The 12,239-nt window shown below is 55.4% G+C and carries 12 protein-coding genes and 1 other RNA gene; 9 read left to right on the forward strand and 4 right to left on the reverse strand.

Annotated elements, in window-relative coordinates:
• The first annotated feature begins 90 nt into the window (after positions 1–90).
• Positions 91–813: an oxidative stress defense protein gene (locus ACQE32_RS15005; protein WP_250650818.1), complete on the forward strand. Its 723-nt coding sequence runs from the start codon at positions 91–93 to the stop codon at positions 811–813.
• A 235-nt stretch (positions 814–1,048) separates the two neighbouring features.
• On the opposite strand, the gene ACQE32_RS15010 is transcribed toward ACQE32_RS15005, so the two are convergent.
• Positions 1,049–1,963: a LysR family transcriptional regulator ArgP gene (locus tag ACQE32_RS15010; RefSeq protein ID WP_426973593.1), complete on the reverse strand. Its 915-nt coding sequence runs from the start codon at positions 1,961–1,963 to the stop codon at positions 1,049–1,051.
• Between the two features lie 189 nt (positions 1,964–2,152).
• Here ACQE32_RS15010 and rpiA point away from each other — a divergent pair, with 189 nt between their 5' ends.
• Positions 2,153–2,812, forward strand: a complete 660-nt coding sequence (gene rpiA, locus ACQE32_RS15015) for a ribose-5-phosphate isomerase RpiA (RefSeq protein WP_426973594.1) — start codon at positions 2,153–2,155, stop codon at positions 2,810–2,812.
• 282 nt (positions 2,813–3,094) lie between these two features.
• Positions 3,095–4,333, forward strand: a complete 1,239-nt coding sequence (serA, locus tag ACQE32_RS15020) for a phosphoglycerate dehydrogenase (protein WP_426973595.1) — start codon at positions 3,095–3,097, stop codon at positions 4,331–4,333.
• A gap of 55 nt (positions 4,334–4,388) precedes the next feature.
• Here the strand turns inward: serA and ACQE32_RS15025 are convergent, their stop codons facing one another.
• The 3 genes from ACQE32_RS15025 to zapA all read right to left on the reverse strand — a co-directional run bounded on the left by ACQE32_RS15025 (position 4,389) and on the right by zapA (position 5,630).
• Positions 4,389–4,979 carry a 5-formyltetrahydrofolate cyclo-ligase gene (locus ACQE32_RS15025; protein WP_427022026.1) on the reverse strand — a complete coding sequence of 197 codons (591 nt, stop codon included), beginning with the start codon at positions 4,977–4,979 and terminating at the stop codon, positions 4,389–4,391.
• A gap of 97 nt (positions 4,980–5,076) precedes the next feature.
• A non-coding RNA gene (gene ssrS, locus ACQE32_RS15030) (6S RNA) lies at positions 5,077–5,260 on the reverse strand.
• 40 nt (positions 5,261–5,300) lie between these two features.
• Positions 5,301–5,630, reverse strand: coding sequence for a cell division protein ZapA (gene zapA / locus ACQE32_RS15035; RefSeq protein WP_085070241.1), 330 nt, complete (start codon positions 5,628–5,630; stop codon positions 5,301–5,303).
• A gap of 168 nt (positions 5,631–5,798) precedes the next feature.
• Between zapA and ACQE32_RS15040 the strand changes: the two genes are divergently transcribed.
• The 6 genes from ACQE32_RS15040 (at position 5,799) to gcvH (ending at position 12,152) form a co-directional block, all read left to right on the forward strand.
• The gene (locus ACQE32_RS15040) at positions 5,799–6,380 is read left to right on the forward strand and encodes a YecA family protein (RefSeq protein WP_427022027.1); all 582 of its coding nucleotides are present in this window, start codon (positions 5,799–5,801) and stop codon (positions 6,378–6,380) included.
• A gap of 47 nt (positions 6,381–6,427) precedes the next feature.
• Positions 6,428–7,750 (forward strand): Xaa-Pro aminopeptidase, encoded by a 1,323-nt coding sequence (pepP, locus tag ACQE32_RS15045; protein ID WP_426973598.1) that lies wholly within the window; start codon positions 6,428–6,430, stop codon positions 7,748–7,750.
• Positions 7,747–8,925, forward strand: coding sequence for a 2-octaprenyl-6-methoxyphenyl hydroxylase (ubiH, locus tag ACQE32_RS15050; RefSeq protein WP_427022028.1), 1,179 nt, complete (start codon positions 7,747–7,749; stop codon positions 8,923–8,925). Before pepP ends, ubiH begins: the two co-directional genes overlap by 4 nt.
• Positions 8,926–8,938: 13 nt before the next feature.
• A complete protein-coding gene (ubiI, locus tag ACQE32_RS15055) occupies positions 8,939–10,138 on the forward strand; it encodes an FAD-dependent 2-octaprenylphenol hydroxylase (RefSeq protein ID WP_426973601.1) in 1,200 nt (399 codons plus the stop codon).
• A gap of 511 nt (positions 10,139–10,649) precedes the next feature.
• Positions 10,650–11,744 carry a glycine cleavage system aminomethyltransferase GcvT gene (gcvT, locus tag ACQE32_RS15060; protein ID WP_427022029.1) on the forward strand — a complete coding sequence of 365 codons (1,095 nt, stop codon included), beginning with the start codon at positions 10,650–10,652 and terminating at the stop codon, positions 11,742–11,744.
• A gap of 21 nt (positions 11,745–11,765) precedes the next feature.
• Entirely contained in the window at positions 11,766–12,152 is a 387-nt protein-coding gene (gene gcvH / locus ACQE32_RS15065; protein WP_085070253.1) for a glycine cleavage system protein GcvH, read from the forward strand.
• Positions 12,153–12,239 lie beyond the last annotated feature (87 nt).

Genomic DNA, 12,239 nt, shown 5'->3' on the forward strand with positions numbered 1-12,239 from the left:
CGGCTGGCTTGTGGCAGGCTTGCGTGGCCGTGATGGCAACTGCCAGTACGGTGCCCCGTTAATTTGTTTTGTCTTCAAGGAGGACCTTTCGTGAAACTGAAAGCACTGGCTCTGGCCGCAATGATGGGATTAAGTACCGGGCCGTTAATCGCTCAGGCGAATGAGCTACCCAACGGACCGCACGTTGTTACATCAGGACAGGCCAGCGTAGATGCCCGTCCTGACATCGCCACGCTGGCGATAGAAGTTAACGTTTCTTCCAAGGATGCCGCGGAAGCGAAAAAACAGGCGGACGATCGCGTGGCGCAATACTTCGATCTGCTCAGTAAAAATGGTATCGAGAAAAAAGATATCGATGCGGCGAACCTGCGTACCCAGCCAGAATATGACTACACCAAAGAGGGTAAATCGGTGCTGAAAGGCTACCGTGCGGTACGTCAGGTGCAGGTGACGCTGCGTCAGCTGGATAAGCTGAACGATTTACTGGATGGCGCGCTGAAGTCAGGGCTGAATGAGATTCGCTCGGTAGAGTTGGGCGTAGCGAATCCGGATGATTACAAAGCGAAGGCGCGACAGGCGGCGATTGAAAACGCCACGCAGCAGGCGGCGGCGCTGGCAAAAGGCTTTAACGCTAAGCTGGGCCAGGTTTATAGCGTGCGCTACCATGTTGCCAACTATCAGCCGATGCCAATTGCGCGTATGTACAAAGCCGCTGAGGCTGCGCCAATGACCTCTGCTCAGCAAACGTATGAGCAGCAGAGCATTCATTTTGACGATCAGGTTGATGTGGTGTTCGAACTACAGCGTAACTAGTTGAACCCGGCAGAAATGCCATCTGAATAGCCTAAAGGACTTCTCACGCCTTAGGTTACGGAAGCAGGGCGCTTGCGCGGGAAGTGCAGGCCGATCGTAAAGACGCAAAAAACGTCATCCCTGACAGCTCGGCCCGCGCCATCCATGGCGCGGGACGCTTTACTCCTCTGCCTGCACTCCCCGAGCCTTAGGTTTTGGGCGTTAATGTGCAGGCAAGCATGTCTTTCATCGCGCCTTAACCGCTAATCGCTTTATCTTCTTCCTGACGCAATACACGATGACCATGCGCCAGCAACGCATCGGTGACCTTACGCATCAGGCGGCTTTCTGGCGCAAAGCGGTGCCAGTAAAGCATCCGGCGCTGATAAAGGCCGGGTGTAAGATCGATTAGCTCACCGCTTGCCAGCTCTCTTTCGATTTGCAGGTGTGGGATCATACAGCAGGTCGAGCCCTGACGTGCCAGCTGCACAAACGCCTCAGACGAATTAACGATATGGCAGGGCACGCTGCCGGGCGATAAATCAAAATTTTGCTGTAAAAAGGCCTGGTGCATATCATCAAGATGATCAAAGGCCACCGCTGGCGCTTTTAGCAACGCTGAGCGCGTTACGCCATTAGGAAAGTAGCGTGCGGCGAACTCAGGCGAGCCGACAAACAGGTAATCCAGCGCGCCAAGCCGATCCACTAAACAGCTGGGCAGCGGCTGCGGCTGAATACTCACGGCCCCGACAACCTCACCACGACGTAAGCGTTCCTGCGTGCGGGTTTCATCTTCCACCTGTAAATTCAGGCGTACCGGCGAATCGGTTAAAACATCTTTTAGCGCGGGCAGCAGCCAGGTCGCCAGACTGTCCGCGTTTACCGCCAGTGACAGCAGCAACGGCGTTGTGCCGCCGTTTTCATCCCCCAGCCACTCATCTTCCAGCAGCTCTACCTGATGCAGCAAAGCCAGCAGTTTTTGTCCCTGTTCGGTCGGGCGGGGCGGAATAGTGCGCACCAGCAAAGGTTGACCGAACATGTTCTCCAGCTGCTTTATACGTTGTGACACCGCCGACTGGGTGATACACAATTTTTGCGCCGCGCGCTCAAAGCCGCGCTCGCGAATCACAGCGTCCAGAGCCTGAAGCGTTCGATAATCGGGTCTTTTCATTGTTATTCTGTTCTCCTTCAGGAACGGCGGGACACTATGCCATAAAATTAATACTTTGCGGCTGCGGATAACGACGACAGTTTGTGGACTGCTTTGCAAAGCGACAAAACACCGCGTGTCCAACAGGCATTTTAGCCAGAGCTTGTTTTATACTACGCGCACACTATTAGCACAGGTTTTAAACATACCATGACGCAGGATGAACTGAAAAAAGCAGTTGGCTGGGCCGCGCTGGATTATGTCACGCCAGGGACCATTGTTGGCGTGGGCACCGGCTCGACCGCCGCCCACTTTATTGATGCACTCGGCTCGATCAAACACCAAATCGAGGGGGCGGTTTCCAGCTCAGAGGCTTCTACGCTGAAGCTAAAAGGTTTGGGTATCCCGGTATTCGATCTTAACGAGGTCGACTCTCTGGCGGTATACGTTGACGGCGCCGATGAAATCAACCCGCAGATGCAGATGATCAAGGGCGGCGGCGCGGCGCTGACGCGTGAGAAGATCATCGCGGCGGTCGCGGATAAGTTTATCTGCATCGCTGATGCGTCAAAGCAGGTTGATGTGCTGGGCGCTTTCCCGCTGCCGGTGGAAGTGATCCCTATGGCGCGTTCTTATGTGGCGCGTGAACTGGTGAAGCTGGGCGGCCTGCCGGAATATCGTCAGCAGGTGGTAACCGATAATGGCAACATTATTCTCGACGTACATAATCTCAGCATTGTGAACCCGACCGAGCTGGAGCGCGCCATCAATGCGTTGCCTGGCGTAGTAACGGTGGGGCTTTTTGCCGCACGCGGCGCCGATGTGGCACTGATCGGCGGCCCTGATGGGGTAAAAACCATTACCCAATGATCTGACCGGCGCGTCTGCCGCGCCGGTTATTTCTTGCTGAAAAACATCTTTTCTACGCACGGCATAATTTGGTGACTTATGTCACATAACGGGTGTCTGCAATGCTATCGTTCTGCCAGTAACGCGCTTCTCATCATAATCTGTTGAATCCGTCTTAATCCACATTTACCCATGCTAAGCGGCAGGCAATCGTTTGTATTGCCGTGCGCGTAAATTTTGATATTTTGGCAGAAGGCTGGCTTATTACAGCCTCTTCTGAAGTCTGCAAAATAGGGTCGGGAAATGGCAAAAGTATCGCTGGAGAAAGACAAAATTAAGTTTCTGCTGGTGGAAGGCGTTCACCAAAGCGCGCTGGATAATTTGCGTGCGGCAGGTTACACCAATATTGAATATCACAAAGGCGCGCTGGATAGCGAAGCGCTGAAAGCCTCCATTCGCGATGCGCACTTTATCGGTATTCGTTCCCGTACTCAGCTGACTGAAGAGATTCTTGCCGCAGCTGAAAAGCTGGTGGCCGTAGGCTGCTTCTGTATCGGCACCAATCAGGTGGATTTAGACGCGGCGGCAAAACGCGGCGTGCCGGTGTTCAATGCGCCGTTCTCGAATACGCGTTCAGTGGCGGAGCTGGTTATCGGGGAGATGCTGTTGCTGATGCGCGGCATCCCAGAGGCGAATGCCAAAGCCCATCGCGGCATCTGGAATAAACAGGCCGCCGGTTCGTATGAGGCGCGCGGTAAGAAACTGGGCATTATTGGCTACGGTCATATCGGCATGCAGCTGGGCGTGCTGGCGGAAAGCCTGGGCATGCATGTCTTTTTCTACGATATTGAGAACAAACTGCCGCTGGGCAATGCCACGCAGGTCACGCATCTTTCCGACTTGCTGAATATGAGCGATGTTGTCAGCCTGCACGTGCCGGAAACCTCCTCTACCCAAAATATGATGGGAGCAGAGGAGCTGGCCTTGATGAAGCCCGGCTCGCTGTTAATTAACGCCTCGCGCGGAACGGTGGTGGATATTCCCGCGCTCTGCCAGGTACTGGCGAATAAACATCTGTCCGGTGCAGCTATCGATGTCTTTCCTGAAGAGCCGGCGACCAACAGCGATCCGTTTAACTCCCCGCTGTGCGAATTCGACAATGTGATCCTGACGCCGCATATCGGCGGCTCAACGCAGGAAGCGCAGGAGAATATCGGCATTGAAGTCGCTGGCAAGCTGGCGAAATATTCTGATAACGGCTCTACGCTCTCTGCCGTTAACTTCCCGGAAGTTTCACTGCCTACGCATGGCGCGCACGTTAGCCGTCTGCTGCATATCCATGAAAACCGTCCAGGGGTGCTGACCGCCATTAACCAGATTTTTGCGGAGCAGGGGATCAATATCTCTGCACAGTATCTGCAAACCACGCCGATGATGGGCTATGTGGTTATCGATATTGATGCGGAACTGGATGTTGCGCATAAAGCGCTGACGCTGATGAAAGCGATTCCGGGCACGATGCGCGCGCGCCTGCTTTACTGATTATTCTTATTCGCGTTTATCTCTGCCGACGCCGCCTTGATTTTCAGGCGGCGTTTTACGTTTCCCACTGCCACAAACGGGAAGGGGTTAAAATCGCCGGCAACGGGATATCCCAGGCTTCGACAGGCAGCGTATCCACCTGCTGACAGTCGTGCGCCAGACCGATGGGAAGAAAACCATGGCTGCGCCAGTGCTGCAGGGTACGATCGTAAAACCCGCCCCCCATTCCCAGACGCTGTCCCTGCTTATCAAACGCCACCAGCGGCACAAACATCACGTCCAGCCGGTCGAGCGGAATAATATGCCGCACGTCCAGCGGCGGCTCCGGAATGCGTAGCCGATTAAGGATCAATATTGTTTCCGGCGTATAGTGGATAAACAACAGGTTTCCCGGCGAGAAAGGGTGCAACACCGGCAGATAAACCTGCTTGTGCTGCTGCCAGAGCCGGGCAATCAGCGGACGGGTATTGAGCTCGCCATCAACCGACAGAAACAGCGCGATATGCTGCGCCTGATCCATCGACGCTACGTTTAATGCATGTTCAGCGACGCTATTTGCCGCACGCGTTTGCTGCTCTGCGCTGAGTCCACGCCGTAAATGGCGTACATGCGTACGTATAGCCTGTCGTTCAAGAGATAAAGACATAGGGGTTCCTGCGCCAGCGGGCAATGCTGCGAATATAGCACAGAGAAGACGAAGGATTTACAGGCGAACGCAAGGCGCTACTGCTGAGGAAAAGAAAGGAATCTCCGAGATGCCGCCGTAGGCTGTAACCCTTGAACCCTTGGTTCAAGGTGAATGTGTCGTCGTAACCATTAGGCTTCCCGGACGAACCGGGCATGCACACAGGCTGCGGAGCGCCACACTCTGTGGTTTTGAAATATCGGCTCAGGGGACTGGCCCACTTGCAAACATCTCAGAGAAATTGTACTTCACCGCCACTGTATCACAGCAGGCCGTAAAGTGTTATTCGAACTTCGCACCCTGGCGTTCAGTTATGCGACCTTGCTCAAGCAACGCTTGTTCAATGGTCTGTTGCAGCATTCGAATGCGTTGTTCCATGTTAGCAGCGTAGTCCCGGGTTTTCCCCTTTTCCTGCGCCAGCTCATGGCAAATGTTCAACGCAGCGATGAACACCAGCTGCTCTGTATTTGTGACTCTAGTGCGAACTTTCAGATCTTGCAACCGCTGATTAAGATCTTCCGCCGCCGCGTTCAGCGCATCTTGCTGTTCAGGCGGACAATTCACGCGTAACGAACGTCCAAAAATCTGAATATCTACCGGTTGTGCAGACATGCCACCTTCCTGACTGATTACTGCGCCCGCATCGTTCTGAACCTGCTCCGGCTCAGAAGGGGCGCCACTATATCTACCCTTGCGTGAAGAAACAAGCCCTTTCTGGAAACCTCAAGGCACCTGGTGGTAGCATAACACGAACTTACTCCGCCAACGATGATAATGCATATGTCTACAGATAACACACAGCCGGGCTATCAGACGCTGGCATCCCTCCTGACCCAACAGGGGGTGGGAATGACGCCGGCTGAAATGCACGGCTTGATCAGCGGCATTGTCTGCGGTGGCAATAGAGATCACAGCTGGAAAGCGCTGGTGCACGATCTCGCCAACGAAGGATTAGCCTTCTCACAATCGCTCTCGCAGCCGCTGCAGGCGCTGCATGCGCATATTCAGGATACGCTGGAAGAAGAGGGCTTTCTGTTTCAGCTGATGCTGCCCGACGAAGACCAAAGCAGTGTCTTTGAGCGCGCGGATGGGTTAGCCGGCTGGGTTAACCATTTTCTGTTAGGGCTGGGCGTGACGCAGCCTAAACTGGATAAAGTCAAAGGCGAAGCGGGCGAAGCCATCGACGATCTGCGCACCATTGCGCAGCTTGGCTATGATGAAGAGGACGACCAGGAAGAGCTGGAGCAGTCAATGGAGGAGGTTATTGAGTATGTGCGCGTAGCCGCCTTGCTGTGCTATGAAACCTTTAATCCGCCGATGCCGCCGGGCGCGCCTGAAGAGAAAAAGGTTACGCTGCACTGATTGTTTGCTATCGCCGCGCGGCGGCCTAACTCAGGGAGAAGATACGGATGATTACGCTGGATACTTTTTTGCAGCGCCGTCAGGCGCTGTTGTCGCGTATGGCTGTGGGCAGCGCGGCGTTGATTTTTGCGGCGCCGGAAGTGACGCGCAGCGCGGATAGCGAATACCCTTTCCGCCAGCATAGCGATTTCTGGTATTTCACCGGCTTCAACGAGCCCGAAGCGCTGCTGCTGTTGATTAAAAGCAGTGAAACCCACAACCACAGCGTGCTGTTTAACCGCGTACGCGATAAACAGGCGGAAATCTGGTTTGGTCGCCGTTTGGGGCAGGATGCTGCGCCGGAAAAGCTGGGCGTGGATCGCGCGCTGCCCTGGGATGCGCTGGACGAACAGCTTCATCAGCTGCTGAACGGGCTGGAGGTGGTTTACCATGCGCAGGGCGAATATGAGTTTGCCGATCGTATCCTGTTCAGCGCGTTAGAAAAGCTGCGTCGCGGCTTCCGGCAAAATCTGCAGGCGCCGAATACGCTAACTGACTGGCGGCCCTGGGTGCATGAGATGCGCCTGTTTAAAGCACCGGAAGAGCTGGAAATATTACGCCGCGCCGGAAAAATCAGTGCGATGGCGCATACGCGTGCCATGCAGGCCTGTCGGCCCGGCATGTTTGAATATCAGCTGGCGGGTGAAATTCATCATGAGTTTACCCGTCACGGCGCACGACATCCTTCTTACAACACCATTGTCGGCGGCGGCGAAAATGCCTGTATTCTGCACTACACCGAAAACGAGAGCGCGCTGCGCGATGGCGACCTGGTGCTGATCGATGCCGGCTGTGAACTGCACGGTTATGCAGGCGATATTACCCGCACCTTCCCGGTTAACGGCCGGTTCAGTGCGCCGCAGCGGGCGATTTACAACATTGTGCTGGCTTCGCTGTACAAAGCGCTGTCGCTGTTTCGTCCCGGCACCAGCATTCGTGAGGTGAATCAGGAGGTGGTGCGGGTCATGGTTACCGGGCTGGTGGAGCTGGGCGTGATGAAAGGTGATGTGGAATTGCTGATCGCTGAAAACGCCCATCGACAGTTCTTCATGCACGGCCTGAGTCACTGGCTGGGGCTGGATGTACATGATGTCGGTGATTACGGCACGCCGGATCGTGGACGTATTCTGGAGCCGGGCATGGTGCTTACCGTTGAGCCGGGGCTTTATATCGCGCCGGATGCGGATGTACCGGCTGAATATCGCGGCATCGGCATTCGTATTGAAGATGACATCGTGATTACCGAACAAGGAAATGAAAATCTTACCGATAGCGTGGTGAAAGATGTTGATGCTATCGAAGCGCTGATGGCGGCAGCGCAGCAGGCATGAGCGTGATCATTGCCGGTGGCGGCATGACCGGCGCAACGCTGGCGCTGGCGCTTTCGCATCTGACGCAGGGAAAGATGCCGGTTACGCTAATTGAAGCAATTGCGCCGGGAGAACGCGCCCATCCAGGCTATGACGGACGCGCAATCGCGCTGGCGGCAGGAACCTGTCAGCAGCTGGCGGCCATTAATCTCTGGCCCGCGCTTGCCGACTGCGCAACGCCAATTACCCATGTTCACGTTAGCGATCGCGGTCATGCCGGGTTTGTAAACATCGATGCCGCTGATTATGGCGTTAACGCTTTGGGCAATGTGGTTGAGCTGCACGAAGTGGGAAACCGGTTATATCAGCGGTTACGTAAGGCTCCCGGCGTGACGCTGCGCTGCCCGGAGCAGGTAAGCCGCGTTGAACAGCATCAGGATCATATCAATGTTACCCTGACCAGCGGAGAGCAGCTGCAGGGGCGTTTACTGGTCGCGGCGGATGGTTCCCGTTCACGCGTGGCTGCTGCCTGCGGCGTTCAGTGGCAGCGGAGTGACTATCAACAAATCGCCGTTATCGCCAACGTGACGACGCAAATTGCTCATCAGGGACGCGCTTTTGAGCGCTTTACCGAACATGGCCCGCTGGCCTTGCTGCCGATGTCGCATGGCCGCAGTTCGCTGGTCTGGTGTCATCCACCAGCAGCGCAATCGCGTATCGATAGCTGGAGCGACGCCGGGTTTTTAGCTGAACTTCAGCAGGCGTTTGGCTGGCGGCTGGGACGTTTTACCCATGTAGGAGAGCGCGCCAGCTACCCGCTGGCGCTGCAAAGCGCCAGCCAGACAGTAGCGCATCGGCTGGCGTTGGTGGGCAACGCGGCACAGACCTTACATCCGATTGCCGGACAGGGATTTAACCTTGGCATACGTGACGTGATGTCGCTGGCTGAAACGCTGGCGGCAGCGCAACGCCAGCAGGAAGACCCGGGCAGTTTTGCCGTACTACAGCATTATCGTCAACGGCGAAAGGCGGATCGCGCCGCCACTATCGGCATTACCGATGGGCTGGTGCGGCTGTTTGCTAACCGTTATCTGCCGCTGGTGGCAGGACGTAATTTTGGCCTGATGACAATGGACAATTTACCCTGGCTGCGCAACCGCCTGGCGGAGCGTACGCTTGGCTGGGTAACGCGCTGAAAAGAGGATTTCAATGCAAACTTATGATGTGGTGATCGCCGGTGGCGGAATGGTGGGGCTGGCGGTAGCCTGCGGATTACAGGGCTGCGGCCTGCGTATCGCGGTGCTGGAAAAATCTGCGCCGGAACCCTTTAACCCCAGCGAGCCGCACGGCCTGCGCGTTTCTGCGATCAATGCCGCCAGCGAACGGCTACTACAGCATCTTGATGTCTGGTCCGCGATTCTGGCGCAGCGCGCAAGCGCCTATCACGGCATGGAGGTATGGGATCGCGATAGCTTTGGCCGCATTGAATTTGATGAGCCGCAGGGCGTCAGCCATCTTGGCCACATTATCGAAAACCAGGCTATCCATCACGCTTTATGGCAGCGTGCGCAACAGTTGAGTGATATCACGCTGCTGGCACCAGCCCAGCTGCAGCAGGTCGCTTTTGGCGATAACGAAGCTTTTATCACATTGCAGGATGGCAGCATGATGAGCGCGCGCCTGCTGGTTGGGGCTGACGGTGCGCACTCCTGGCTGCGTGAAAAGGCCGATATTCCCTTAACCTTCTGGGATTATCAGCATCACGCGCTGGTTGCGAATATTCGTACCGAACAGCCGCATCAGGCGGTGGCGCGTCAGGTTTTCCATGGCGAAGGCATACTGGCTTTCCTGCCGCTGAGCGATGCGCATCTTTGTTCGATTGTCTGGTCATTGCCGCCGCAGGAAGCGACCCGACTGCGTGAAATGCCTGCCGCGCTGTTTAATCAGCAGCTGTCGGTCGCTTTCGATATGCGTCTTGGCCTGTGTGAGCTGGAGAGCGAACGGCAGACATTTCCTTTGACGGCGCGCTATGCCCGCCAGTTTGCGGCCCATCGGCTGGCGCTGGTTGGCGATGCGGCCCATACCATCCATCCGCTTGCCGGACAGGGCGTTAACCTGGGCTTTATGGATGCTGCGGAGCTTACCGGTGAAATCCGCCGTCTGCAGCAGCAGGGCAAAGATATCGGTCAGCATCTCTATCTGCGTCGCTATGAGCGTAGCCGCAAACACAGCGCGGCACTCATGTTGGCTAATATGCAGGGATTTCGTGAGCTGTTTGCCGGCAACCATCCTGCGAAAAAGCTATTGCGCGATGTTGGCCTGCGGCTGGCGGATCGTCTGCCGGGCGTTAAGCCCCGGTTGCTGAAACAGGCGATGGGCTTACATGACCTGCCGGAATGGTTACGCTAAGCGCAGCCTGCTGACAGGGCATTTACACGTCAAACCTACAGCGCGGGTTTGTAGCCCACTATCTCAGGGCCGTTCGGCCCTTTTTTGCGCCGTTAATCATCTGTTATAGCTTTTTCACGCATTTTTCTCTGCTTTGCACCAGTCTGAAGCAGCTGCACGCTTTTGGCTCGTTCGTTTGAATTATTCTAATTTAACCCCTCCTTTCGCATTATTTTTTCTAATGCGCAAAGCTGTTTGCCAGTGGCCGTTTTTAACGTTATTTATTCTCTGGCTGGTTTTTAAACTGCTTTGTTGCGCTTTTGTTGCTGGTTATGTGCCTTGCCACGCATTTTTTCAGTGAAAAGTTCTGCACAATCCCTGAGGACTCCAACGCTGTCAGAATGAATTCGCCCTTGTTTAGCTTATGGTTAAACGGCTCATTCAGTGATAACGTCGAATGAAAGAGAACGTTTGCGTCGGACGTTTTAGCCTCTTTTAGCGTCTGATCACCCCGTTAACGCACAGGAATGTTATGAAGCAGACTCCTTTGTATCAACAGCATCAAGCGTGCGGCGCCCGCATGGTCGATTTCCACGGCTGGATGATGCCGCTGCACTATGGCTCGCAGATGGATGAACATCATGCGGTGCGGACAGATGCCGGTATGTTTGATGTCTCCCATATGACCATTGTGGATCTCCGGGGTGAAGGCACCCGGGCGTTTCTGCGCATACTGCTGGCGAATGATGTCGCGCGTCTGACGCAGCCAGGAAAGGCACTTTACAGCGCCATGCTCAATGCCTCCGGTGGCGTGATTGATGATTTGATTGTTTACTTTATGAGCGATAGCTGGTTCCGGCTGGTGGTGAACTCCGCTACGCGCGAAAAAGATCTGGCGTGGATAGGCGAGCATGCGCAGCCCTACGATGTGACTTTACAGGTACGTGACGATCTGGCGTTGATTGCCGTACAGGGACCGAATGCCCAGCAGAAAGCGCAAACGCTGTTTAGCGATGCGCAGCGTCAGGCTGTGAGCGGTATGAAGCCCTTTTTCGGCGTTGAGTCAGACGGATTTTTTATCGCCACCACCGGCTATACCGGCGAAAGCGGCTATGAAATCGCACTGCCAGGTGAGCAGGCCGCTGAATTTTGGCAGCAGCTGTTGGCTGCGGGCGTAAAGCCTGCCGGACTGGGCGCGCGTGACACGCTGCGTCTGGAGGCGGGGATGAATCTTTACGGCCAGGATATGGATGAAGGCGTCTCGCCACTGGCGGCGAATATGGGCTGGACGCTCTGCTGGGAGCCAGCCGATCGTCAGTTTATCGGGCGCGAGGCGCTGGAGCATCAGCGTGAAAAGGGTACCGAGAAGCTGGTTGGCCTGGTGATGACGGAAAAGGGCGTGTTGCGTAATGGTTTGCCGGTAATGTTTACCGATGCGCAGGGCAACCTGCAGCAGGGGGTAATTACCAGCGGCTCTTTTTCTCCAACGTTAGGCTGCAGCATTGCGCTGGCCCGCGTTCCGGCGGGTATTGGCGAGCAGGCCATCGTACAGATTCGTAATCGGGAAATGCCGGTCAACGTCACTAAACCTATTTTTGTTCGCGCCGGTAAACCGGTCGCTCAGTAACCAGTGCAGGAGAATGCAGCGATGAGCAATGTGCCAAATGAATTAAAATATCGTGAAAGTCATGAATGGGTGCGTAAGGAAGCGGACGGCACTTATACCGTTGGCATTACTGAACATGCGCAGGAGCTGCTGGGCGATATGGTATTTATCGACCTGCCGGAAGTAGGCAGCAGCTTTGCCGCCGGTGACGACTGCGCGGTCGCGGAATCGGTCAAGGCGGCTTCTGATATTTACGCCCCGTTAAGCGGCGAGGTTGTGGCGGTTAACGATGCGCTGGAAACTTCGCCGGAGCTGGTTAACAGCGAGCCTTACGCTTCCGGCTGGCTGTTTCGCCTCAAAGCCAGCGATGAATCTGAACTGGAGCAACTGATGGATGCGGAAGCCTATCTGGCCTCCATTGATGAGTAATCTCCAGCAGGCTGTCAGCGGATAATGCGCTGACCTCCAGGTTTTAGCGGTCGCTGCGGCTGGCCGCTTATGTTGATAGCGGTAGCC

This window comes from Pantoea sp. FN0302 (genome assembly GCF_050113775.1).
Lineage (GTDB): Bacteria > Pseudomonadota > Gammaproteobacteria > Enterobacterales > Enterobacteriaceae > Mixta > Mixta alhagi.